This window comes from uncultured Halorubrum sp., from assembly GCF_937146585.1.
In the GTDB taxonomy this organism is placed as follows: domain Archaea; phylum Halobacteriota; class Halobacteria; order Halobacteriales; family Haloferacaceae; genus Halorubrum; species Halorubrum miltondacostae.
In genome coordinates this window covers 1-22,454 of sequence record NZ_CAKZRO010000115.1, presented here as the reverse complement: position 1 = coordinate 22,454, position 22,454 = coordinate 1, and the positions used below count along the sequence as shown (strand labels likewise).

21 protein-coding genes and 2 pseudogenes are annotated in these 22,454 nt (G+C 71.2%); 12 read left to right on the top strand and 11 right to left on the bottom strand.

Annotation, left to right across the window (positions count from 1 at the left end; all coding sequences use genetic code 11):
- The 5 genes and pseudogenes from Q0116_RS09555 to Q0116_RS09535 form a co-directional block, all read left to right on the top strand.
- Positions 1-348, top strand: a pseudogene (locus Q0116_RS09555) (hypothetical protein); the annotation flags it as partial.
- Complete coding sequence (locus Q0116_RS09550; protein ID WP_297887363.1) at positions 345-1,796, top strand: DUF58 domain-containing protein; 1,452 nt, start codon at positions 345-347, stop codon at positions 1,794-1,796. The pseudogene Q0116_RS09555 and the gene Q0116_RS09550, both read left to right, overlap by 4 nt.
- Positions 1,736-2,314: a hypothetical protein gene (locus Q0116_RS09545; RefSeq protein ID WP_297887362.1), complete on the top strand. Its 579-nt coding sequence runs from the start codon at positions 1,736-1,738 to the stop codon at positions 2,312-2,314. The genes Q0116_RS09550 and Q0116_RS09545 overlap by 61 nt, the downstream gene beginning before the upstream one ends.
- 222 nt (positions 2,315-2,536) lie before the next feature.
- Positions 2,537-3,232, top strand: a complete 696-nt coding sequence (locus Q0116_RS09540) for a phosphoribosyltransferase (RefSeq protein WP_297887360.1) — start codon at positions 2,537-2,539, stop codon at positions 3,230-3,232.
- Positions 3,233-3,244: 12 nt separating this feature from the next.
- Positions 3,245-3,934 carry an HD family hydrolase gene (locus Q0116_RS09535; protein WP_297887357.1) on the top strand — a complete coding sequence of 230 codons (690 nt, stop codon included), beginning with the start codon at positions 3,245-3,247 and terminating at the stop codon, positions 3,932-3,934.
- Between the two features lie 34 nt (positions 3,935-3,968).
- Here the strand turns inward: Q0116_RS09535 and Q0116_RS09530 are convergent, their stop codons facing one another.
- Entirely contained in the window at positions 3,969-5,390 is a 1,422-nt protein-coding gene (locus Q0116_RS09530) for an HD domain-containing protein (RefSeq protein ID WP_297887355.1), read from the bottom strand.
- 130 nt (positions 5,391-5,520) lie between these two features.
- On the opposite strand from Q0116_RS09530, the gene Q0116_RS09525 reads away from it, so the two are divergent.
- The 3 genes from Q0116_RS09525 (at position 5,521) to mtnP (ending at position 7,642) form a co-directional block, all read left to right on the top strand.
- A complete protein-coding gene (locus Q0116_RS09525) occupies positions 5,521-5,712 on the top strand; it encodes a hypothetical protein (protein ID WP_297887353.1) in 192 nt (63 codons plus the stop codon).
- Entirely contained in the window at positions 5,709-6,707 is a 999-nt protein-coding gene (locus tag Q0116_RS09520; protein ID WP_297887351.1) for a YeiH family protein, read from the top strand. Before Q0116_RS09525 ends, Q0116_RS09520 begins: the two co-directional genes overlap by 4 nt.
- A gap of 65 nt (positions 6,708-6,772) precedes the next feature.
- The gene (mtnP, locus tag Q0116_RS09515) at positions 6,773-7,642 is read left to right on the top strand and encodes an S-methyl-5'-thioadenosine phosphorylase (RefSeq protein ID WP_297887349.1); all 870 of its coding nucleotides are present in this window, start codon (positions 6,773-6,775) and stop codon (positions 7,640-7,642) included.
- Positions 7,643-7,869: 227 nt separating this feature from the next.
- Here mtnP and Q0116_RS09510 read toward each other — a convergent pair whose 3' ends face one another.
- From Q0116_RS09510 to Q0116_RS09495, 4 genes are all read right to left on the bottom strand, one after another.
- Positions 7,870-9,114: a glycosyltransferase family 2 protein gene (locus Q0116_RS09510; protein ID WP_297887347.1), complete on the bottom strand. Its 1,245-nt coding sequence runs from the start codon at positions 9,112-9,114 to the stop codon at positions 7,870-7,872.
- A gap of 109 nt (positions 9,115-9,223) precedes the next feature.
- On the bottom strand, positions 9,224-10,225 hold the full coding sequence (locus tag Q0116_RS09505; protein WP_297887345.1) for a ScpA family protein: 1,002 nt from the start codon (positions 10,223-10,225) through the stop codon (positions 9,224-9,226).
- Positions 10,218-13,799, bottom strand: a complete 3,582-nt coding sequence (gene smc, locus Q0116_RS09500) for a chromosome segregation protein SMC (RefSeq protein ID WP_297887342.1) — start codon at positions 13,797-13,799, stop codon at positions 10,218-10,220. The genes Q0116_RS09505 and smc overlap by 8 nt, the downstream gene beginning before the upstream one ends.
- Before the next feature lie 18 nt (positions 13,800-13,817).
- Positions 13,818-14,267 carry a bZIP transcription factor gene (locus tag Q0116_RS09495; protein ID WP_297887339.1) on the bottom strand — a complete coding sequence of 150 codons (450 nt, stop codon included), beginning with the start codon at positions 14,265-14,267 and terminating at the stop codon, positions 13,818-13,820.
- A 219-nt stretch (positions 14,268-14,486) separates the two neighbouring features.
- Here Q0116_RS09495 and Q0116_RS09490 point away from each other — a divergent pair, with 219 nt between their 5' ends.
- The 3 genes from Q0116_RS09490 to ftsZ all read left to right on the top strand — a co-directional run bounded on the left by Q0116_RS09490 (position 14,487) and on the right by ftsZ (position 16,728).
- On the top strand, positions 14,487-15,113 hold the full coding sequence (locus Q0116_RS09490; protein WP_297887336.1) for a zinc ribbon domain-containing protein: 627 nt from the start codon (positions 14,487-14,489) through the stop codon (positions 15,111-15,113).
- Between the two features lie 204 nt (positions 15,114-15,317).
- A complete protein-coding gene (locus tag Q0116_RS09485) occupies positions 15,318-15,497 on the top strand; it encodes a ribbon-helix-helix domain-containing protein (protein ID WP_006111915.1) in 180 nt (59 codons plus the stop codon).
- A 4-nt stretch (positions 15,498-15,501) separates the two neighbouring features.
- The gene (ftsZ, locus tag Q0116_RS09480) at positions 15,502-16,728 is read left to right on the top strand and encodes a cell division protein FtsZ (protein WP_297887326.1); all 1,227 of its coding nucleotides are present in this window, start codon (positions 15,502-15,504) and stop codon (positions 16,726-16,728) included.
- Positions 16,729-16,783: 55 nt separating this feature from the next.
- On the opposite strand, the gene Q0116_RS09475 is transcribed toward ftsZ, so the two are convergent.
- Positions 16,784-17,758: a TIGR00269 family protein gene (locus Q0116_RS09475; RefSeq protein ID WP_297887323.1), complete on the bottom strand. Its 975-nt coding sequence runs from the start codon at positions 17,756-17,758 to the stop codon at positions 16,784-16,786.
- Positions 17,759-17,884: 126 nt separating this feature from the next.
- Here Q0116_RS09475 and Q0116_RS09470 point away from each other — a divergent pair, with 126 nt between their 5' ends.
- On the top strand, positions 17,885-18,403 hold the full coding sequence (locus Q0116_RS09470; protein WP_297887321.1) for a DUF4442 domain-containing protein: 519 nt from the start codon (positions 17,885-17,887) through the stop codon (positions 18,401-18,403).
- A 30-nt stretch (positions 18,404-18,433) separates the two neighbouring features.
- Here the strand turns inward: Q0116_RS09470 and Q0116_RS09465 are convergent, their stop codons facing one another.
- The 5 genes and pseudogenes from Q0116_RS09465 to Q0116_RS09445 all read right to left on the bottom strand — a co-directional run.
- Positions 18,434-19,192, bottom strand: a complete 759-nt coding sequence (locus tag Q0116_RS09465) for a response regulator (protein WP_297887319.1) — start codon at positions 19,190-19,192, stop codon at positions 18,434-18,436.
- Positions 19,193-19,270: 78 nt separating this feature from the next.
- Positions 19,271-20,215 carry an alpha/beta fold hydrolase gene (locus Q0116_RS09460; protein WP_297887317.1) on the bottom strand — a complete coding sequence of 315 codons (945 nt, stop codon included), beginning with the start codon at positions 20,213-20,215 and terminating at the stop codon, positions 19,271-19,273.
- 92 nt (positions 20,216-20,307) lie between these two features.
- Positions 20,308-21,474 carry a methylmalonyl Co-A mutase-associated GTPase MeaB gene (gene meaB, locus Q0116_RS09455; protein ID WP_297887315.1) on the bottom strand — a complete coding sequence of 389 codons (1,167 nt, stop codon included), beginning with the start codon at positions 21,472-21,474 and terminating at the stop codon, positions 20,308-20,310.
- A complete protein-coding gene (locus tag Q0116_RS09450) occupies positions 21,475-21,894 on the bottom strand; it encodes a cobalamin B12-binding domain-containing protein (protein WP_297887312.1) in 420 nt (139 codons plus the stop codon). It abuts the gene before it with no gap.
- 75 nt (positions 21,895-21,969) lie between these two features.
- Positions 21,970-22,454: pseudogene (locus tag Q0116_RS09445) on the bottom strand (sodium:calcium antiporter); the annotation flags it as partial.

Here is a 22,454-nt window from a genome sequence, read left to right as displayed (position 1 = left end):
CGCGCGCCCGCCGCGGTGCCCGGCTCGGCGCTCGACGAGCGGATCGCGCAGGTCGCCAGCCCCGCGCCGGGCGGGTATCGGAGCCGCCGCGACCTCCGCGACCGGGTCCGCGAGGCGACCGTCGAGGTCGTCGCCCGAGACCGCAACTGTGCGCGCGAGGCGGCGGCGGAGGCGATCGACGACGGGACGTGGACGGACGACCCCGCCGCCGCCGCGTTCTTCGATACCAGAACGGCGTACCCGGTCCGCGTCCGTGTCGTGGCCGGAGTGCGAGGACGCTCGAACTACTGGTACGGGCTCCGGGCCGCGATCGACGAGATCGAACGGATCGACGGGGGCGAGCCGTGAGCGGTTCGCGGGACGCGGCGGTCGCGCCCGAAGCCGCTGGCGCGGGCGAGTCCGAGGCGAGCGACGCCGGGGAATCCCTGACGAACGACCTTGGTGAGCCGGAGACGGACGACGCGACTGCGGCGGAGGTGAGCGACGCGGCCGCGGCGGAGCCGACCGAGACCCCGACCGACCGGGAGCACCGGCGCGAGGTCGCGACCGACCGCTGGCTGGGGATCGCCGGCGCGGCGCTGTCGCTCGTCGGGCTCGGCGTGCTCGTCCGGCAGTCGTCGCTGGTGCTCGCGGGCGCGGTGGGCGTGGGGTACGCCGTGTACGCGCGGGCCGGCGAGGCGCCGACGGCGACGCTCGCGGTGACGCGGTCGGTGAGCGACGCGGCCCCGGAGCCCGGCGACGAAGTCCGGGTCACCGTCCGCGCGGAGAACGTGGGCGAGCGCGCGCTCCCGGACCTCAGGCTCGTCGACGGCGTCCCGCCGGGGCTGGCGGTCGTCGACGGTCCCGCGCGGGTCGCGACGGCGCTGCGGCCCGGGACGGCGGTGACGTTCGAGTACACCGTCCGGGGGGCACGGGGCGACCACGACTGGGAGCCGCTGACCGCGATCACCCGCGACGCGGCCGGGGCGCGGGAGCGCGTCAGCGACCTCGACGCGCCGACCGCGATCGCGTGTACCCCTGAGCTGTCCGCCGGCGGCGACCTCCCGCTGCGCGGGCTGACGACCGTCCACCACGGGCGGGTGTCGACCGACGTGGGCGGCGCGGGCGTCGAGTTCCACGCGACCCGGGAGTACCGCCGCGGCGACCCGCTCAAGCGGGTCGACTGGAACCGGCGCGCGCGGACGGGCGAGCTGTCGACCGTCGAGCTGCGCGAGGAGCGCTCCGCCACCGTCGTGCTGCTCGTCGACGCCCGCGAGTCCGCCTACGTCGCCGCCGACCCCGACGCCGAGACCGCGGTGGAGGCGAGCGTCGCGGCCGCGGGACAGGCGTTCTCCGCGCTCCTCGACGGCGGCGACCGGGTCGGCGTCGCGGCGCTGTCGCCGCTGGACTGCTGGCTCGCCCCGGGCAGCGGGACCGTCCACGCGGCCCGCGGGCGCGAGACGCTGGCCACCGACCCGGCGCTGGCGCCGACGCCGAGCGACGAGCGGTTCTACCGGTCGCTGTGGCTCCGGCGGTTCCGGCGGCGGCTCCCGGCCGACGCGCAGGTGCTCTTCTTCACGCCGCTCGTCGACGACACCGCGGCGACGCTCGCCCGGCGGATCGACGCGCACGGCCACCTCGTGACGGTCCTCTCGCCGGACCCCACGGCGACCGGCACGGCTGGCGAGCGGCTGGTGGCCCTCGAACGACGCCAGCGGCTCCGGACGCTCCGGTCGGCGGGGATCCGCGCGCTGGAGTGGGGAGACGACTCCTTCCCGGTCGCGGTCGCGGCCGCGACGAGGCGGTGGTCGCGATGACCGACGACGACGCGCTCGTCGACTTCCACGAGGCGGACGCGCGGCCGCCGACCGCCGCGGTCGTCGCGAGCCTCGCCGCCGCGGGTGTCGCGTCGACCGCCGGCGCGGTCGCCGGCCCCGCGGGCGGTGCGCTGCTCGGGGTCGCCGCGCTCGCGTTCCTCGTCGGCTCGTTCCGGCGGTCGTCGCGCGTCCTGGGGTGGGGGGCGGCCGTCGGCGTGGGGGGACTCGCGCTCGCGGGCTACCGCGGCGCGCCCGCCGAGGCGCTGCTCGTCGCCGCCGTCGGGCTGACGGTCGCGTGGGACATCGCCGACCACGGCGTCGGCCTCGGCGAGCAGGTGGGCCGCGGCGCGCGGGTCCGTCGCAACGTCGCCGTCCACGCGGGGGCGAGCCTGCTCGTCGGCGCGCTCGCGGCCGCGCTCGTCTACGGGGTGACGCTCGCCGTCGGCGGCGGCCAGCCGGTCGCCGCCCTCGCGCTACTTCTGGCGGGCGGCATCGCGCTCATCTCCGCGCTGCGGTGAGGGCGGGAGCGTCGCGGTCGGCGGGGTCGCCCGCTCGCCGCGAGCCGATCGCGGACCCTTTTACTCCGGTCCGCAGACGGACCGGTATGCGAACCGGGGCGAACGAGTGGTGGGCGTGACCGACCTCGTGACGTTCGGCGAGGCGATGCTCCGGCTGTCGCCGCCCCGGGGCGAGCGGCGGAGCTAAACCCTTATCACCGCGCGGCTGGCAGGTACGCTCGTATGAGCGACCTCCCGGACGACTTCGACTGTACGCTCACCAACTGGGAGTACATCTACGGGCTCTGTCGCAACGTGTCCGACGCGGTGAAGCGGGCCGACTTCGAGCCGGACGTGGTCGTCGCCCTCGCCCGCGGCGGCTGGTTCGCGGGGCGGTGTATCTGCGACTTCCTCGGGCTCAACGACCTCACCAGCCTCAAGATGGAACACTACGTGGGGGCCGCCGAAAAGAGCGACGAGCCCCAGATCCGCTACCCTATGCCCGAGGGGAGCGTGGAGGGGAAGAACGTCCTCATCATCGACGACATCGCCGACACCGGCGGGTCGATCCAGCGGGCCGAGGAGTACGTCGAGGACCGGGACGCCGGCGCGGTCCGGACCGCGACGCTCCAGCTCCTCGGGACCTCCGAGTTCCAGCCCGACTTCGTGGGCGAGCGGCTCGAACAGTGGACCTGGGTCGTCTACCCGTGGAACTTCCTCGAGGACATGGTCGACCTCACGGAGGGGGCCATGGAGCGCGCCGACGAGTCGGCGTTCGCCCGGGAGGACCTGCGCCACTACCTGGAGGAGTACCACGGCATCGGTCGGATCGAGATGGAGGTCGCCCAGCCCGGCCGCCTCGACGAGGTCATCGAGGAGATGGTCCGGCGGGACGTGGCCGTGCCCGTCGGCGACGAGACGTGGGCGCTCGCCGAGTAGCCGGACCGAGTGATGGCCTCCGGAGACGACAGTGACGGCACCGCTGACTCCGCGGACGACGCCGACGACAACGTTGACCCCGCAGACGACGCCGACGCGGCGCTCGACGCCCTCCTCGACGCCTACGCGCTGAAAGACGAGCGGCGCACCGGCTGGCAGCTCCGCGGCGTCGAGTCACCGGAATCCGTCGCCGCCCACTCGTGGGGCGTCGCGTACCTCGTGTTGGCGCTCGGCGACCGCTTCCGCGGGGACCTCCCGGGCGTCGACCGCGACCGAGCGCTCCGGCTCGCGGTCGTTCACGACGTCGCCGAGGCGGAGACGGGCGACGTGGCGACCCGGGCGGACTCGACCGCGTCCGCGGTCGACCGCGAGGCGAAGGTCGCCGCCGAGCGGGCGGCGATGCGCGACCTCGCCGGTCCGCTCCCGGACGACGTGCGGGACGCGTGGGAGGCGTACGAGGCGCGGGAGTCGCCGGAGGCGGTCCTCGTGAAGGAGTGCGACCTGCTCGACACCTGCCTCCAGGCCGTCCGCTACGAGCGCGGCGACGGATACGACCCGGAGCGGGGCGACCCCGACGCGTTCCGCGAGTACGACGACTTAGACGAGTTCTTCGCGACGACCGAGCCGCGGCTTCGGACCGGCGCCGGGCGGGCGCTGTTCGCGGCGATCCGCGAGCGGTACCGGGCCGCGCGCGACGAGTAGCGGGGGCCGCCGTCGCGGCCCGCCCGATGACACCCTACGCGAGCCCTTCCGCCGCGACCTCCCGCTCGAACGCCTCGCGGAGCACGCGGATCGCCCGGCGCTTCATTCCGTCGGGGACGAACACGAAGGGGATGGGGACGTCGAACGCGCGGTCGCCGTACAGCCCCCAGTCGGCGACCGACCGCGTCGTCCCGCCGTACGCGATGGGAATGTCCTCTAACTCGTCGGGGTCGTAGGCGGGGACGTACGAGCGGTCGATCCACACCTCGTGGACCGGCACGTCGAGGGCGTCGGCGAGGAGCCGCTCCAGGCGGTCGTCGCCCTCGGTGAGCCACTCGGTGAACGCGTCGAGCGGGTCGTCGCCGCCGAGGTCCCCGGCGAGGTCGCCGCCGATCCGGTCGGCGAGCGCGATCCGGTGTTTCCAGCAGGTGGCGGGGAAGCGGCGGCTCCGGAAGCGGTCGTACATCGACGCGAGCGTCGAGTCAGGGTGCTCGCGGGCGGCGCGCCGGAGGCGCTCGAGCACGGCGTTGTCGTCGAGCTCGCGGTCGATGATCCCGTCGACCGTGACGGGACTCTCGCCGGTCTCGGCGGCGTACTCGCCCAACAGGGCCTGGAGGAGCCGGTTCGCGTACACCGACTTGTGGTGCTGGGTGACCCACATGTACAGGGCGATCCGCCCCTCGAGGTAGTTGCCGATGGTCGAGAGCGCCTTCTCCGAGAGCGCCAGTCCCGCCTCGGGGTGGGCGGTGTACGCGTCGACCATGCGCTCGACGTCGAAGCTCAGCACGCCCGCGCCGGTCATCTCGTTGTCGCGGGTGATGTAGTCCAAGCGGTCCACGTCGATGGGAGAGTGGAGCAGCTGCGCGCCGACCCCGTACTGCCACGGCTCGCCGCGCTCGTACGCGAGGCTGTACCCCAGCACGTACGCGCACACCTCGAACGGGTCCACGTCGAACGCGCGGAGGGCGTCGCCGTACTCCTCGACGATGATCACGCAGCCGAGCAGCTCGTGCGGGTTCGCCGAGCGGAGCGGCGCGCCGCCGACGCCGGCCGCGTCGAAGGCGTCGACCAGCCCGGTCTCCGCGACGCGCTCGCGGAGGACCCCCTCGTCGAGGAACCGCTCGGAGAGGTGCGAGAATGGCGGGTGACCGACGTCGTGGAGGAGGCAGGCGCACTCCAGCGTGCGCTGGATCTCCTCGAGCTCGTCGGTCGTCGCGCCGCGCGAGAAGTACGACTGTCGCCGGAGGTTCTCGAAGACGGTGCGCCCGAGGTGGTAGACGCCCAGCGAGTGCTCGAAGCGGGTGTGGTTCGCGCCCGGGTACACGAGGTGGGTCGCCGAGAGCTGGCGGACGTACCGCAGCCGCTGGAACGGCCGCGTGTCGACGACCCCCTCGACGAGCTCGTCCGGCAGCTCGATGTAGCCGTGAACGGAGTCTTTGATCTGGGTCGTGGGCATCCGATTGTGGGCACCACACCCTCCCGGACCCTGCCTCTTTCGGTCGCCCGCGGCCGCGCTTCGCCGTAGCGTCACTCACCGCGAAGCCCTGATTCACACCCTATAAATGCGGGCGCGGCGATCGTCACGTATGGTATCGGACGCCGCCGACGGGCCGGACGGGCGGCCGGACCCCAACGACGAGGCCGACACGCACGCGGCTTCCGCCGACGCGACCGGCCCCGCGGTCGTCGACCGCTGGACCGCGCTCGACCGGGGCTGGCAGGCGCTCGCGCTGGGGCTCGGGATCGTCGCCGCGCACCTCGTCGGACAGGCGCTGTGACCGGAGTCGCCGAGGCGGTCCGGGCGTACCTCCCCGGCCTCGCGCTGCTCGCCGGCGGCGCGGTCGCCGCGACGCTCGTCGCGGACGCGGTCCCCGGCCTCCAGCCGCTCGTCGTCGCGGTCGCGATCGGCGTCGGCGTCGGGAACACCGTCGGCGTGCCGGACGTCGCGGAGCCGGGCGTGGGAGTCGACAAGCTGTTCTTGGAGACCGGGATCGTGCTGCTCGGGGCGGCGGTCGCGGTGGAGGAGTTCCTCACCGCCGGCCCGACCGTCCTCGCGCTCGTGGTGGCGGTCGTCGGCGGGGGGCTGCTGTTCGCGGAGATAGCCGCCCGCGGGCTCTTCCGGATCGGGTCTCCCACGTCCTCGCTGCTGGCGGCCGGCGCGAGCATCTGCGGCGTCTCGGCCGTCGTCGCGATCGGCCGCGTGCTGGACGCGCGCGGGGCGGACATCACGTTCGCGGCCGCGACGATACTCCTCTTCGACGCCGCGACGCTCGTCGCGTTCCCGCTCGCGGGCGAGTGGCTCGGCCTCACCGGCCGGCAGTTCGGCGTCTGGGCGGGCGTGAGCATGTTCTCGACCGGCCCCGTCGCGGCCGCGGGGTTCGCCTACTCGCCCGAGGCGGGCCAGTGGGCGACGGTGACGAAGCTCGCGCGCAACTCGCTCCTCGGCGGCGTCGCGGTCGCGTACTCGCTGGCGTACGCGGCGCGGTCGGCGGCGGACCCGGGCGTCCGGCGACTGTGGGCGGAGTTTCCGAAGTTCCTGCTCGGCTTCCTCCTCGTGGCGGTCGTCGCCAACACCGGGCTGCTCTCGCCGGCCGCGCTGGCGTCGATCGGCCGCGTGTCGGACGCGCTGTTCGCGCTGGCGTTCGTCGGCCTCGGGCTCTCGATCCGGATCGACGACATGCGCGCGGTGGGCGCGGCGCCCGTCGGTGCCGTCCTCGTCCACCTGCTCGCCGTGAGCGCGGTCGCGCTCGCGGCGGTGCGCTGGCTGCTGTAGGCGGGTCCCCTCCGACCGCCGGCCGGGTTCGGTCCGTATAAGTGGCGAGCGGGCGCACTCCGGGTATGGGCACCATCGGATTCATCGGCGGCAGCGGCATCTACGAGGCGCTCCCGCTCGACGACGTGCGGGAAGTCGAGTTCGACACGCCGTACGGGGCGCCGAGCGACGCGGTGACGATCGGCGAGTTCGGCGACACGGGCCGCGAGGTGGCGTTCCTCCCGCGTCACGGCTCGGAACACGGCGTCTCGCCGACCGACCTCCCGTACCGCGCGAACATGTACGCGCTGAAGCAGGCCGGCGTCACGCACGTGTTCGCGTCGAACGCGGTGGGGAGCCTGAAGGAGGAGTTAGCGCCCGGGACCCTCGTCGTCCCCGACCAGATCTACGACCGGACGAAACACCGCGACCTCTCCTTCTACGGCGACGGCGTCGTCGTCCATCAGCCGTTCGCGGACCCGTACAGCCCGGAGCTCGTCGACCACCTCACCGAGGCGGCCGAATCCGCCGTCGGCGACGACGGCACGGACGTCGTGAAGGGCGGCACCTACGTCTGTATCGAAGGGCCGCAGTACTCGACGCGCGCGGAGTCGGAGTTCTACAAGAGCCAGGGGTGGGACCTGGTCGGGATGACCGCGATCCCCGAGGCGAAGCTGGCCCGCGAGGCCGAGATCGCGTACGCGACGATCGCGGGCGTCACCGACTACGACGTCTGGAAGGAAGACAGCGAGGTGACGCTCGAGGAGGTGCTCGAGAACGCAGAGCAGAACCAGGCGGCGATCAAGGCCGCCGTCGAGGAGGCCGTGCGGACGCTGCCCGAGGACTTGGAGTGTGACGCGCACACGTCGCTGGCGGGGACCGTCAACACGCCGACGGAGGCCATCCCCGAGGAGACGAAAGAGCGCGTCGAGCCGCTGCTCGGCGACTACTTATAAATAAACGAAGCGGTGCGGTGGCGCGTGCCTGCGAGGCCGCCTCGCGGCCGAGCAGCACGCGCGAGGGACGCGGCGACCGAAGGGAGCCGCGAGGCTGGGGAGGCGTGGGGTGCCGTGCGGTTGCGGTCGGGTGGGGCTTTGGAGGTGTCGTCCGTCGATCGAGTGGGAGCCATTTATAGACGAGCGGCTGGGGCTTCGGAAGTGCTCTCCGCGGGAGCGGCCGCGTATTAGTCGTCGAACACGTCGAACGTGCTCTCCGCGTCGGACTCGCGGAGCAGCCGCTCGGAGCCGTCGTGGTCGGAGAGGGCCCCGGACTCCATCGACTCGTGGACCCGTTCGACGGCGTCCGGCGTCACCTTCTCGGTCACCTCGAAGGTCGTCACCGGGGAGACGAGTCCCCACAGCGCGCCGGCCGAGTGCGCGAGGAAGGCGATCGGCGTCAACAGGAGGTAGAGCGGCCACGTGAGGGGATGCTTGTCGTACGCGGCCGCGCCGACGAGCGTGTAGACGAACAGGATCCCGAAAAGCGCCAGCGACGCGGTGCGGTACCACTCCATGCCGGGCGCGGTGCCCGGGAAGACGAGCGACGCGACGACGAGGAACGGCACAAGCGGGGAGAGCGACCACGCGATGACCCGGGTGTAATACACCGGTCGGTACCTGAGCGGGAGCAGGCCGCCGTCGGCGCGCGTCCCCGAGATCCACCGGCGGCGCTGCTTGGCCATCGCGCGCAGCGACGGCGGCGCCTGGTTCCGAAAGCGCACGTCCAGAACGGCGAAGGAGACGCCGAGCTGGTCCGCGGCCCGCCAGATGAAGTTCGTGTCCTCGGTGATGGTCGCGACGTCCCACGTGATCGACTGCTCTAGGGAGTGCCGGACCGCGACCCCGCCGCCCCACGCGTACAGCGGGTAGCGCAGCCGGTGGAACGCGAACTGCTCGTACTGGTAGCCGACCCGAAAGATCTCGCTCAGGTACGCGACCCGCGAGCCGGTGTACAGCGGCTTCTCCGTGAACTGGACCACGTCGGTGTCCGGTAATCCCTCGAAGCCGGCCATGATCGTGTCCTCGTCGAGGTAGAGGACGTACTCGCGATCACACGGCACCACCCGGCGGGCCCACTCGACGGCGCGGCCCTTGTTGGTCGCGTCGCACTCGAACTCCTCGGGGACGACGTGGACGTCCGCTCCCTCGACGTCGATCGGCTTCTCCGCGATCACGCGCACGTCGTCGAGCGCCTGTGGGACCGCGTTGACGGTCGCCTGAACCACCTCCTCGGCGTCGATCGTCAGGATGCGGACCTGAATGTCGTCGTACCCCCACTCGACCTCGTCGGGGTCGACCCGACCGCCGCGAGCGAGCACCGTCGCCTCGAGGAGCCACCAGACCGCCGAGGCGCCGTACAGCAGGAGGGCGACCCACAGCGCCGCGACGACGGCAGCGAGCGCGGGGTTCCCGGTCGCGAACGATATCACTACCAGTTCCTGACGAGACACCGACAAGAGCGTGTCGGAACGCGATCGCGGTCGACGCGGGTCCAGCGGGATCGAACACGGGATCGGGATTCACGTCGCCGCCGGCGGTTCAGTCCGCGATCGCTTCCGACTCGCCGGTCATCGCCGACGGATCCTTCACCCAGAGGTCGCCGAACAGGTCGTCCTGCTGGAGCCGGACCGAGCCGCGGTGGGCCATGAACAGCAGCGCGAGGTACGTCATGAACGGGCGGCCGCCGGCCGCCTCGATCTCCGCGAACAGCACCTCCGTGCGCCCGCGCTCGAAGTGCGTGCGGAGGGCGTTGTCGATCTCCACGATGACTTCCTCGATGTCCTCGTCGTGAGTGCGGTCGGTCGCCTCGCCCGCGGTCGGCTCGCCGTCCTGCCGGAACTCGTCGCCGGCGTGGTAGTCGAGCGTCTGCGTGCCGCGGGCGTGGCCGTGCGGCGACTCCGAGGTGTCGTACTCGCGGGAGTCCTTCCACCACGAGCCGCGCTCGGCCTCGCGCAGCTCGCGGACCAGCTCGTCCAGCGTCTCCGGCGAGCCGCGGGTGTTCTTCCGGTCGAGCCGCCGGTCCATCTCCGCCTCCAGCTTGTCGACCGGGTCGAACCCGTCGGCGGCCGGGTCGGGCGCGCCGCCCTCCATCGCGACCTCCCACGGCTCGGGCTCCGGCTCCTCGTCCTCGTCGTCGTCCGCGAGCATGCCGTCGCTCTTCATCCGGAGGAGGACGCTGGCGTAGAACAGCGCCCGCCCGGTCGTCCGGAGGTCCGTCTCGTCGAGCTTGTCCAGGAAGGCGTCCGTCACCTGGACGATGTCGATGTCCCACGGCTCGATCTCGCCCTCCTCGGCGAGCTGGACGAGGAGCTCGACGGGCTCGACCTCGTCGTCGTCGGTCTCGGCCGGGGGCGATACGTCGGGCACGTCCGGGTCGGACTCACCGCCTGCGTCGGGCTCGCCGCCCGCGTCGCGCCCGCCGGTCTCGGCTCCCCCGTCTTCCGGCTCGTCGTCGGCGAACGGATCCGCGCCGTCGCGGTCGCTCGTCAGGTCGAGGTCGGGGACGCCGCCGTCGGCGGCTCCGTCGCCGTCCTCAGTCATCCGCGGTCACCTCCTCGTCGGCGTCGTCGCCGAACTGCATCCCGGTCACCGCAGAGAGGTTGTCGCCCTGCATCGTGACGCCGATAGCGCGGTCCGAGCGCTCCAAGAGCGCGGAGCGGTGACCGACGACGACGAACTGCGCGTCCTCGGCCAGCTCCTCGATCATCTCGCCGACGCGCTCGGCGTTGACCGCGTCGAGGAACGCGTCGATCTCGTCGAGCGCGTAGAACGGCGCGGGGTTGTGGCGCTGGACGGCGAAGATGAAGGAGAGGGCGGTGAGCGACTTCTCGCCGCCGCTCATCGCGTCGAGTCGCTGGACCGGCTTGTCCGCGGGCTGCGCCTTCATCGTCAGCCCCTCCTCGAAGGGGTCCTCGGGGTTCTCCAAGACGAGCTCGCCCGACCCGGCCGACAGGCGCGCGAAGATGTCCCGGAAGTGGTCGTTGATCGAGTCGAACGTCTCCATGAACGTCTCCTTCTTCGCCGCCTCGTACCCCTCGATCCGTTCCTCGATGGCGTCGCGCTCCTCGACGAGCACGTCGCGGCGCTCCTGGAGCTCGTCGAGGGCCGCCTGGACCTCGTCGTACTCGTCGATCGCGAGCATGTTCACCGGCTCTAGCGCCTCCATCTCGGCTTCCACCTCCTCGATCCGCGACTCCACCTCGTCGAGGTCGGGGATCTCGTCGGCGTCGTAGTCGCCGACCTGCGACTCCAGCTCGTCGATCTCCCACTCCAGGCGGTCGCGGCGGTCGGTGAGGTCCGAGAGGTCCGACTCCGCCGCCGAAACGAGCGACCGCTGCTCGTCGCGCGCCTGCGTCGCCTCCCGGATCTCCTCGCGGAGCGACTCGCGCTCCTCTTTGAGCTCCGTGAGCTCCGCTTCGAGGTCGGCGATCGCCTCCTTCTTCTCGGCGAGTTCGGCCTCCTTCTCCTCGATCGCGGCCTCGTGGTCGGCGATCGCCTCCTGCGCCTCCGCCTTCGCGTTCTGGGCCGCCTCGACGTCGTCGTGGAGGTCGTCGAGCGCGTCCTCGGCGTACCCCTTCTCTAGCTCCAGCTCGTTGATCCGGCCGTCGAACGAGCTCATCCGGTCCTCGAGGTCGTCGATCTCGGCGCGGATCTCGTCGGCGCGCTCGGAGAGCTCCGGGATCTTCGAGTCGGCGAGCTCGGCCTCGATCTCCGAGATCTCCCCGGCGAGCTCGTCGATCTCCGCGTCCGTCTCGGCCAGCTGCTCGTCGAGCGCCGTCATCTCCGCGTCGACCGACTCGCGTTCCGCCTCCAGATCCTCGAGCTCGGCTTCCAGCTCCGCGATCCGGTCTTCCGCGTCGGCGAGGTCGGCCTCGGCGCGCTCGACGTCCGCCTCCAGCGAGCGGACCCGCTCGGCCGCGTCGGCCTTCCGGTCGCGCGCGTCCTCGATGTCGTCGTCGAGCGCGTCGATCGCCGACTGGATCGACTGCCGCTCGTCCTCGAGCTCGGAGATCTCCGTCGCGAGCCGCTCCAGTTTGCCGCCGCCGGACTTCGTGAACGAGTAGCGGGAGCCGCCGCCGGAGCCGCCGGTCATCGCGCCCGACTTCTCGACGAGGTCGCCGTCGAGGGTGACCATCCGGTAGTCGCCCATCAGCTCGCGGGCGGTCGCCATGTCCTCGACGATGAGCGTCGACCCGAGCACGTACGAGAAGATCGACTCGTACGCGGCGTCGTAGTCGACGAGGTTGCGCGCGAAGTCGACGACGCCCGGCAGCGAGGGCTTCCGCGGCAGGCTCCGGTCGTCCATCTTGGTGATGGGGAGGAACGTCGCCCGCCCCGCGTTGCGCCGCTTGAGGTAGTCGATACACGTCGAGCCGACGCCGTCGTCGTCGACGACGACGTTCGCCAGCCGGCCGCCCGCCGCGGTCTCGCACGCCTCCGCGTACTGGGCCTCGACCGAGCCGAGCTCGCCGACAGCGCCGTGGACGCCGTCGATGCCGCCGTTCTTCACCTCGGTGACCGCCCGGGGCCACGAGGCGTCGCCGCGCTGGTCGGCGGCCGCCTCCAGCTTGGCGTACTCGTTCTGCTTCTCGCGGAGGGTGTCCTCGATCTCCTCCAGCTGCTCGTTCTGTTCCGCCTTCTCCGCGAACAGGTCGGCGACCGCGTCCTCGATCGTCGCCTGGTTCTTCTCGGCCTTGTCGAGCTCGCCCTTCAGCTCGGAGATCCGCGCCTTGTGCTCCGGGAGCGACTCGCGGGCTTCCTCCAGCTCCTCGCGGGCCTCGCTCACCGCGTTCGAGCGGCGGCGGGCCTCGTCGAGCAGCCGGTCCTTCTCGCGTTGGGTCTCGTTCTTCTCCTCGCGGAGCGACTCGATCGCCTCCTTCTTCTCCGCGAGCTCGGCTTTCAGCTCGTCGAACTCCGTGTCGGCGCCCTCGATCTCCGCCTCGACGTCGGCGAGCTCGGAGCGCTTCGTCGCCAGCTCCGACTTCACCGACGCCTTCTCCACCTTCGCCTCGCGGATCTCGCCGTCCAGCTCCTCGATCGTCTCCTCCTTGCGGTCGATCTGGACGAACGCCTCTCGGCGGTCGGTCTCGGCCGACTCCGCGCGCGACTCGGCCGACTCGATCTTGTCCTCCAGCCGCGAGACCTCGCCTTTGATCTCTTCGATCTCAGAGCGGATCTGGATCTGCTCGTCCTCGCCTTTGGTCTCGATCTCGTGGTTGAGGTCCGCTAGGTCCTCCTCCAAGCGGGTGAGCTTCCCCTGCCGCGCGTCGAGCTCCTCGCGGAGCTCGTCGAGGTCCGTCTCCGCCTCGCCGATCTCCGCCTCGACGTCGGCGAGCGCGTCGCGCTTCTCCTCGAGCTCGGAGGCCTTGCGGAAGCCGCGGTACTCCTCCAGCTCGTCGCGGAGGTCCTGGTACTGGAGCGCGGTCTCGCGCTCGTCGGCGAGCTGGTCGAGCCGGTCCCGCTTCTCGCCGATCCGGAGGTCCGCCTCGCCGATGCGGTCCTCGACCGTGTCCAGCTCCTCGTAGGCGGCCTCCTTCTTCTCGTCGAACTCGGCGACGCCCGCGATCTCGTCGACGATCCCTCGCCGCTGGTAGGGGGTCATGTTGATGATCTCGGTGACGTCGCCCTGCATCACCACGTTGTATCCCTCCGGCGTCACGCCCGCAGCCGCGAGCAGGTCCTGGACGTCCGAGAGGTTCACCGACCGGCCGTTGAGGTAGTAGTACGAGTAGTAGTTGTCCTCGGTCTCCTTCACGCGGCGCTTGATCGTGATCTCGGAGACGTCGCCGACGTTCTCGGTGCCGGCCGCGGAGACGACCTGGGACCGGTCGAGGGCCCCGTCCTCGTTCGAGAGCACCACCGTGACGGACGCCTCGTTCGGCCCGTCGGCGGCCTCGCCGTCGTCGTGGCCGGGGTTGTAGATGAGGTCGGTGAGCTTCTGGGCGCGGATCCCGCGGGTGCGGGCGAGCCCGAGGGCGAACAGCACGCCGTCGATGATGTTCGACTTCCCGGAGCCGTTCGGGCCGGTGACGACCGTGAAGTCCTCGTAGAAGGGGATCCTCGTCGTTCGCCCGAAGCTCTTGAACCCGTCCAGAACGACTTCAGTGATGTGCATTGGGTCGGAGGCGACCGCTTACGCGACGATGATGTCGTCGGTGTCGCTCGACTCGCCGTCGTCGTCGTCCTCGGCCTCCGCGTCGGCGTCGGGCGTCGTCGCCGACTGCTCGGGGACGATGACGTCGCCGCCCTCCTCCGCGCCCGCCTCGGCCGCCTCGGCCCCGTCGGACGACTCCTCGACGGACTCGAACACGTCGACGTGGTCGTCGGAGTGAGTGGTCCGCTCGCCGCCGGACGCGGCCGCGGCGTCGTCGGTCGCGGGCTCGTCGGCGGTCTCGGCGGCGTCCGCCGCGCTCCGTTCGGAGCCGGCCGTCGCGCCGGCGGCGTCGGCCTCGACCGCGACCGACCGCTCGTCTTCCAGCTGTCGGACGCGCTCTTTCATCTCGACGAGCTCTTCGGTGAGTCCGTTGACCGCCGCCTGTAGCTCCGCGACCTGCCGTTCGAGGTCCTCGACGCGGTTACTCATATACACACGTGTGCTCGCGCGACGCGTATAAATCTGCGTCAGACACACGTGTGACCAAATACCACGATTCGGGCGGCCGCGGCGCGGTTCGGCCCGCGCCGGCGGGGTTCGGGCGGCCTCGGCGCGGAGTCCGTCCGTGTCCGACCGAACGTATCTGAACTGTGAAACGTGTCAGACGATGGGGGAAGATACTAGTACCGACCGCCGGATCCGTTGGGTATGAGCAAGATCACCTTCCGGGCGGACGACGAGCTCGTCGACCGCTTGGAAGCGTGTGACGCCTCCAAGAGCGAGGTGATGCGGGAGGCGCTCCGAGCGCACCTCGACGGGGCCGAGGCGGGCGCGAGCGCGTCCGACGCGTCCGACGCCTCGGCCGAGAGCGTCGACGACGCCCTCGCCGACCGCGTCGACGAGCTGATCGCGGAGCGGCTCGACGCGGCGCTCGACGAGCGGGTCGGTCCGGCGACCGGCGCCGGCGCGCCGGCGTATGCGCACGGATCGCCCGGCGACGTCAACGTAAACGTCACGCTCGACGCGCCGTCGGCCGAGCCGACCGACGCGGACGAGGCGGTCCGTGTGACGCGTGAGACGGCCGACGACGCGGAGTCGAGCGCGCGTAAGACGGACGCGAGCGCGGGGAGCGGTCCGGGCGCGCAGCCGGGGGAGAGCGCCTGCGGCGGCTGCGGCGAGACGGTGCCCAGAGAGCACGTTTACTGCCCGAACTGCGGCGAGAAGCAGTCGCACCGGGCGTTCTGCGAGTGCGGCGACGAGCTCCGGACGGACTGGGCGTTCTGTCCGGGTTGCGGGCGTCGAACCCCGGCCGCGGACGTCCTGAAAGACAGATAACAGGTTGTAAGCGCCCGTATACGGCGAACGCGGCGTTTGTCTTACAACCGCCGATAGTTTTATATGGATAGCCTCGGTGATTCAAGTTGCGTAAGACGGTCGTCTTACAGCGGCCGTCCGGATCGGGGCGAGACCCCGTACCCGGGCGACGCCGGACTGTAAGACACACGCGTCGCGTGGACGCCGTCTTACCGGGGGAATACAATGGAGCGTGTGACACTACGAATTCCGAAACAGCAGATCGACGAGGTCGAACAGATGGTGGAGACGGGCGAGTTCCCGAACCGGAGCGAGGCGATCCGGTCGGCGGTCCGCGACATGTTGAACGAACAGGACGGCGAGCGCGACGAGCGCGGCCGCAACCGCAGCTGGGCGAAGGTGTAAACTGATGCAAGATCTCGTTCAGGACGCCCTCGACAACGCGGAAGCGGAGAAGCGCGACATGGACGTCGACATGGACGACGACGAGTTCGGGGACCCCCGGATCGTCATCGTCGGTGCCGGCGGCGCCGGGAACAACACCGTCAACCGCCTGTACAACATCGGCGTCGACGGCGCGGACACCGTCGCCATCAACACGGACAAACAGCACCTCAAGATGATCGAGGCCGACACCAAGATCCTCGTGGGCAAGTCGCTCACGCAGGGGCTCGGTGCCGGCGGCGACCCCAAGATGGGCGAGCGCGCCACGGAGATGGCCCAGGGGACGATCAAAGAGGTGCTCGGCGACGCCGACCTCGTCTTCGTCACCGCCGGGATGGGCGGCGGCACGGGCACCGGCGCGGCGCCGGTGGTCTCGAAGATCGCGAAAGAGCAGGGCGCCATCGTCGTCGGGATGGTGTCGACGCCGTTCAACGTCGAGCGCGCCCGCACGGTGAAAGCCGAGGAGGGGCTCGAAGACCTCCGCAACGAGGCCGACTCGATCATCGTCCTCGACAACAACCGCCTGCTCGATTACGTCCCGAACCTGCCGATCGGGAAGGCGTTCTCCGTGATGGACCAGATCATCGCGGAGACGGTGAAGGGGATCTCCGAGACGATCACCCAGCCGAGCCTGATCAACCTCGACTACGCGGACATGTCGACGATCATGAACCAGGGCGGCGTCGCGGTCATGCTCGTCGGCGAGACGCAGGACAAGAACAAGACCCAAGAGGTGGTCAACGACGCGATGAACCACCCGCTGCTCGACGTCGACTACCGCGGGGCCTCCGGCGGGCTCGTCCACATCACGGGCGGTCCGGACCTCACGCTGAAGGAGGCCGAGGGGATCGCGAACAACATCACCGAGCGGCTTGAGGCGAGCGCCAACGTGATCTGGGGCGCACGCATCCAGGAGGAGTACAAGGGGAAGGTCCGCGTCATGGCGATCATGACGGGCGTCCAGAGCGCGCAGGTGCTCGGCCCCTCCACCCAGAAGCAGGCCGACAAGTCCCGCGCCGCGGTCAACGGCGAGGACCTCGGCGACTCGCGCTCGCGGGCGGCCGAGGCGAACGAGGCCGCGGGCGGTCGCGGCGAGCCGGCGGTCTCCGGCGGCGGCGACCGCAGCGCGTGGGAGTCCGACGGCGGCAGCGACCAGATCGAGAAGAACAACGGGCTCGACGTCATCCGCTGACCCCGGTCGACCGAACACCGACCGCAGTTCGTTTTTTCGCGCGCCGACGCGTGTCTTACACCGCTTCGATCGACGCTAACAGTCGGCACTTCCGGCAGACGTCGCGGCTCGTCTTGGAGCCGCAGCGCTCGCACTCCGAGAGGCCCGGGTTCTCGCCGTCGCCGTCCCCGCGGTAGGCGTCGGCCGCGAGCGCGGACAACTCCTCGTAGCCGGCCATGATCGAGTGACGGGCGCCAGGGTGGTTCTCCTCTAGGGCGTGAATCGTCGACTGGATCTCGCCGCGGTACGCCTCCTCGGCGTGGGGGCACTCCGCCATGTGCGTGGGGAGGTCGCGGGCGTGGCAGTACAGCGCGATCTCCTTCTCGGGCACGTCGCGGAGGGGCTTGGCGCGCGGGACGAACGCGTCGGTGTCCCCGCGCTCGTCGAAGGGGCCGAGCGAGGCGTCGAAGTGTTTCGCGACCTGTCGGACGTCGCCCTCGAGGAAGTTCATCATCGCGGTCTGGGCCTCGTCGTCGAGGTTGTGGCCGGTGAGCAGTTTGTCCGCGTCGAACTCGGCGGCGTAGTTCTCCAGGAGGTCGCGGCGGAACACGCCGCAGTACGCACACGCCGCCATATTCTCGGGGTCGTCCTCGACCACGTCGTCCATCCGGACGTCGAACTCCTCCTCGTAAGACACGAGCTCGTGGCGCATCGAGAGGTCGTCGGCCAGCTCCACGCAGGCGTCGACGCTGGCGTCGCGGTAGCCCTCGATCCCCTCGTGGATGGTCAGGGCGAGCATCTCGACGCGGGGGTCCCGGCCGAACACGTCGTCCAGGATCGTCGTCAGCGCGACGCTGTCTTTCCCGCCGGAGAGGCCGATCACCCAGCGGTCGGGGTCGTCGGGCGTCGCGTCCGGGTCGAGGAGACCGTCCTCGCGGACCCGACGCTTCACGCGCTTTTCGACCGACTGCCGGAGGTGTTCGCCACAGAGGTGGGCCCCGGAGTAGGCGGCGTGGTGGATCGCGTCGGCCCCGCACTTGTCGCACTCCATCGGTGTCGGGTTGCGGTCGCGCGGGGATACCCGTTTCGGGCTCCGTCGGACGGTCGCGCCGTACAACCGCCGGTCGGTTGTCGCCGGTTCCGACACCGGTTTGTCGCCGGCCCGCCGCGGATCCCCGTGAGCGATTCCCCGACCGGGGTCGACCGCGACCCCGACCCGCGACCCCTGCGCGAGGACCCGCCGGCGGAGAGCCGCCGGACGCGGCTCTGGCGGTACGGGTTCAACCTCCTCCCCGCGTACCGGGGCACCGGGGCCCGGGTCGACCACATCGCCGCCGGTTGGCGGTACGTCCGGATCCGCGTCCCGCTGAACTGGCGCACCCGCAACGCGGTCGGCACCATCTTCGGCGGCAGCATCTACGCCGCCGTCGACCCGGTGTACATGATGATGCTCCGCCGGGTCCTCGGCGACGGGTTCACCGTGTGGGACAAGTCGGCCGCGCTGGAGTTCATCGAGCCCGGGCGCGACACGCTGTACGCGGAGTTCGAGCTGCCGGCGGCCGAGACCGAGTCGATCCGCGAGGCGCTCGACCCGGGCGAGTCGACCGACCGCGAGTACCTCGTCTCGCTCGTCGACGAGGACGGGGCGGTCCACGCCGCGTGCGAGAAGACGCTGTACGTCCGCCGCAACGAGTGAGAGACCGTCGGGAGTCGGGGCGGGATCGGCTCAGTCGTCAGCGGTGCGCGCGACGGTATCGAGCGGCGACACCGAGATGACCAGCCGGTCGTCCGCGGTGGTGCTGACCGTCTTCGACTCGGCGAAGCGGCTCCCGTCCGCTCGGAGCCCCGTGCTCGTTCCGCTCCATCGCTCTCCTTCGGTCACGGCCGGGATGACGTGCGTGCGGATGTGTTCGACCTCGGCGTCGGGGTGGAGCCGCTGCCACGGCTCGCCCTCGAGCTCCTCGGGGTCGTACCCGTACAGCTCGCTGTACTCCTCGCCGACGAACTCGAAGGTCCCGTCCGGGCTCACGGTACAGACGCCGTCGAGGGCGACGTCTCGGAGGCGGCCGTCCTCGAAGCCGGCGTCGAAGCGCCCGGACTCGCCCGCTTCGGCGCGCTTGACGCGTCGGAGCAGCGCGGTGTAGCCGTCCGCTCCCCCGTGTTTCGAGACGTAGTCGCTGACGCCCGCGCGGACCATCTCGGCCGCGATCTCGTCGGGGCCGGTCGCCGAGAAGAGGAGGAAGGGGAGCTCCGGTTCGACCTCGCGCGCCGCCGAGAGCAGTTCGACGCCCGTCAGGCCGGGCATGTCGTAGTCGCTGACGACGCAGTCGAACGACTCGCGCTCGACGCGGCGGAGCGCCTCGCGGGGGTCCGTCTCGACCGCGGTCTCGCAGCCGAGGTCGTCGTCTCGTTCGAGGTACGTCGCGACGAGCCGGGCCAGCCCCGGTTCGTCGTCGACGCACAGGAGACGAAACGTGTCCGTCATAGCGAGCCCTCGGCGAGTGGCGTACTTATCGGTGATCGTTCGATGTTCAGGACTGAGAATCGCGGGGGAGACCGGTCGCTACGCCGTCGCGCCGGCGACGAGCGCCTCCTCGACCGTCTCGACGAAGCGGTCGGGGTGTTCGACGTGCGGGAGCAGCCGCGCGCGGTCGAAGACGACGAGCCGCGCGTCCGCCGCGTCGGCGAGTTCGCGGCCGTCCGTCAGGGGGCTCACGGTCGCCTCCCGGCCCCAGACGATCGTCGGCGGCACGTCGAAGTCGGCGAGCGCCGCGGCGAGGTCGATCTCGCTGTTGAGCGTGCCGGAGACGAACGACGCAGGCGCGAACCGCGCGTTCTCGACGTGGGTCGTGCGCCACTCGTAGTCGGTCCACTCCGCGCTCGGGTTCGCGGGGTCGTCGTAGCCGTGGTCGGCGTTGAAGTAGCGGATCGACGGCTTCGCGGTGATGACGTTGAACAGCGCCCGCCCGACGAGGGGCGCGCGGAGCAGTTCGCGGAGCCACCCCTTCGCCGGGCTCGGCCCGGCGGTCGCGGTCGGGCAGACCCCGAGGAACCCGCTCAGTTCGACGCCGTCCGCGTCGTCGACCGCGGCGGCCGCGTACGCGGCCGACAGCGAGGAGGCGACGACCGCCGGCTCGTCGAACTCGGCGAGGAAGTCGTGGACGAAGTCCTCGTACAGCGCGGCGGAGTACCGCAGCGGCGGTCGGTCGGAGCGCCCGTACCCGGGGAAGTCGGGCGCGACGACGTGGTAGTCGGCCGCCAGGTCGTCGAACACCGCGCGCCACTCGCCGGAAGAGCCGGCGGCGTTGATCCCGTGGAGTAACACGAGCGTCCGGTCGTCCGGGTCGCCCGCTTCGGTGTAGGCGACGTTCATCCCGCGCCAGCGGAAGGTGCCGTCGTCGCCGTCGAGCGGGGACTCCAGCTCGCCCTCGTACTGGAGGCCAGTGTTGATCGCGGCGACCGCGCCGACGCCGAGGGCGGCGCTTCCGAGGAGGTTCCTGAGCTTCATGCGAAACTGTTGGTTCGCTGGCGACTTATACCCGTGGGACGCGGCGGTGCGGAGGGGGCGACCGCGGCCGGATTCGACCCGCACCGAGGCGGTCAGTCGGCCCGGTCGTCGCGGTCGCCGTCGGTCGCGTCGTCGACGCAGTCGGCGATCGGCCCCACTATCGCCTCCGCGACCGCGTACGGGTCCGTCTCGCGGTCGCGGACCCGCTCCGCGAGGCGGTCGATCCCGCCGCGGCGCTCGATCTCGGCGGTCGCGAGCGCCCCCACGTCGGCCCGGACGAGCGTGCGGATCTCCTCGGCGTACCGGCGGCGCTCGGTCGTCTCGATCTCGCCGGAGTCGCGCAGGTACGTCGCGTGCGCGTCGAACGCCTCGATCAGCGAGTCGACGCCGTCGCCGCTGTTCGCGACGGTCTCTAACACCTCGGGCGTCCACGAGTCGTCGGCGTCTCCGGGGCGGTCCCCCTCGGCGGCCGCGTGACCGCCGTCGTGAGACTCCGCCGCGTGACCGCCGCCGGTCGGGGCCGTCGAGGTCGCGCCGTGATGGCCGGCGCCGCGGCCCGTCGTGCCCCCCTCGCGGCGGTGGACCATCTCCTCTAACTCGGCGACGGTCCGCTGTGCGCCGTCCATGTCGGCCTTGTTGACGACGAAGACGTCGCCGATCTCTAAGATTCCGGCCTTCAGCGTCTGGACGTCGTCGCCGGAGCCGGGCTGGACCAGCACGGCGACCGTGTCGGCCGTGCGGACCACGTCGACCTCGTTCTGGCCGGCGCCGACGGTCTCCAGCACGACGACGTCCTTCCCGAACGCGTCGAGCGCCTTCACCGCGTCCGCGGTCGCGGTCGAGAGGCCCCCGAGCTGGCCGCGCGCGCTCATCGAGCGGAAGAACACGTCCATGTCGCCGACGTTCGACCCCATGCGGATGCGGTCGCCGAGGACGGCCCCGCCGGTGTACGGCGAGGAGGGGTCGACCGCGATCACGCCGACCGTGTCGCCGCGCTCGCGGTAGGTCGCCGCCAGCTTGTCGACGAGCGTCGACTTCCCCGCGCCGGGCGAGCCCGTGATCCCGATCACGTCCGCGCCGCCGGTGTGCTCGTGGAGCGCGGAGACGATCGCCCGGTACCCGGGGGTCCGGTTCTCGATCTTCGTGATCACGCGGGCGAGGGCGCGGTGGCTCCCGGAGAGGAGGTCCTCGACGAGCGCGGCGTCCGCGTCGGAGAGCGTCGGCGCGTCGGCGAACGCGGGTGCGTCCGGCCCGCCCATCTACGCGCGCTCCGGGACGTTGTTCCGGATGAACTCGATCGTCTCCTCCATCGGCGTCCCGGGGCCGAACACCTCGGCGACGCCGAGCTCCTTCAGGTCGGCCTCGTCCTCGTCCGGGACGATCCCCCCGACGAGGACCAGCGTGTCGTCGAACGCGTCGTACTCTTTGAGCCCCTCGATAACCTTCGGGATGAGCGTGTTGTGCGCGCCCGAGAGGATCGAGATGCCGAGCACGTCGACGTCCTCCTGGACCGCCGCCTGGACGATGTCCTCCGGCGCCCGGTGGAGCCCGGAGTAGACGACCTCGAAGCCGGCGTCGCGGAACGCCCGCGCGATCACGTGTGCGCCCCGGTCGTGGCCGTCGAGCCCGACCTTCGCGACCAGACACCGGACGGCCCGTTCCTGCTGTTCGGCGCTCATGCCATACGATGGGTCGCGTGCCGGTTTGATTCTAACGGAAGAACAGGAAAGTTCTCGGAGGCGAGCGCGGGCCGATCAGCCGACGATCGTCCGCAGCGTCGACTCGGTCAGGAAGGCGGTGACCCCGAGCGCCTCGGCCGTCATCCAGCCGAGGAACACGGCGTACATCGCGAGGAAGACGTACCCCTCCTCGGTGGATATCTCGAAGTCCGTCGCGGACAGCACCACGACGACGAGCGTCGTGTAGAACAGGAACAGGAGCAGGGGGACGGAGGTGAGGAACCCGATCGACACTCCGCCGGCGAGGATGACGCCGATCGGCAGCGCCGCGACGAGATTGAACGTGTTCGTCCCGAAGACGTTCGCGACCGCCGCCCGCTTGTCGCCCGCCTGTCCCATCTTCACGCCGACGAGGAGGTCCGGGAACGAACTCAGCACCGACAGCACGGTCACGGAGATCAGGAACGGCGGCGCGCCGAGCGCGTCGGCGACCTGGAGCGTCATGCCGATCATCGACTCGACGCCGACGAGCACGACGGCCAGCCCGCCCGCGAACAGGC

Excerpts from the sequence above, each read along its gene's own strand:
- Q0116_RS09540 (WP_297887360.1), top strand. The coding sequence starts at position 2,537 with ATGAGCGACCTCCCGGACGACTTCGACTGTACGCTCACCAACTGGGAG.
- Q0116_RS09535 (WP_297887357.1), top strand. The coding sequence starts at position 3,245 with ATGGCCTCCGGAGACGACAGTGACGGCACCGCTGACTCCGCGGACGAC.
- Q0116_RS09530 (WP_297887355.1), bottom strand. The coding sequence starts at position 5,390 with ATGCCCACGACCCAGATCAAAGACTCCGTTCACGGCTACATCGAGCTG.
- Q0116_RS09525 (WP_297887353.1), top strand. The coding sequence starts at position 5,521 with ATGGTATCGGACGCCGCCGACGGGCCGGACGGGCGGCCGGACCCCAAC.
- mtnP (WP_297887349.1), top strand. The coding sequence starts at position 6,773 with ATGGGCACCATCGGATTCATCGGCGGCAGCGGCATCTACGAGGCGCTC.
- Q0116_RS09505 (WP_297887345.1), bottom strand. The coding sequence starts at position 10,225 with ATGACTGAGGACGGCGACGGAGCCGCCGACGGCGGCGTCCCCGACCTC.
- smc (WP_297887342.1), bottom strand. The coding sequence starts at position 13,799 with ATGCACATCACTGAAGTCGTTCTGGACGGGTTCAAGAGCTTCGGGCGA.
- Q0116_RS09495 (WP_297887339.1), bottom strand. The coding sequence starts at position 14,267 with ATGAGTAACCGCGTCGAGGACCTCGAACGGCAGGTCGCGGAGCTACAG.
- Q0116_RS09490 (WP_297887336.1), top strand. The coding sequence starts at position 14,487 with ATGAGCAAGATCACCTTCCGGGCGGACGACGAGCTCGTCGACCGCTTG.
- Q0116_RS09485 (WP_006111915.1), top strand. The coding sequence starts at position 15,318 with ATGGAGCGTGTGACACTACGAATTCCGAAACAGCAGATCGACGAGGTC.
- ftsZ (WP_297887326.1), top strand. The coding sequence starts at position 15,502 with ATGCAAGATCTCGTTCAGGACGCCCTCGACAACGCGGAAGCGGAGAAG.
- Q0116_RS09475 (WP_297887323.1), bottom strand. The coding sequence starts at position 17,758 with ATGGAGTGCGACAAGTGCGGGGCCGACGCGATCCACCACGCCGCCTAC.
- Q0116_RS09465 (WP_297887319.1), bottom strand. The coding sequence starts at position 19,192 with ATGACGGACACGTTTCGTCTCCTGTGCGTCGACGACGAACCGGGGCTG.
- Q0116_RS09460 (WP_297887317.1), bottom strand. The coding sequence starts at position 20,215 with ATGAAGCTCAGGAACCTCCTCGGAAGCGCCGCCCTCGGCGTCGGCGCG.
- meaB (WP_297887315.1), bottom strand. The coding sequence starts at position 21,474 with ATGGGCGGGCCGGACGCACCCGCGTTCGCCGACGCGCCGACGCTCTCC.
- Q0116_RS09450 (WP_297887312.1), bottom strand. The coding sequence starts at position 21,894 with ATGAGCGCCGAACAGCAGGAACGGGCCGTCCGGTGTCTGGTCGCGAAG.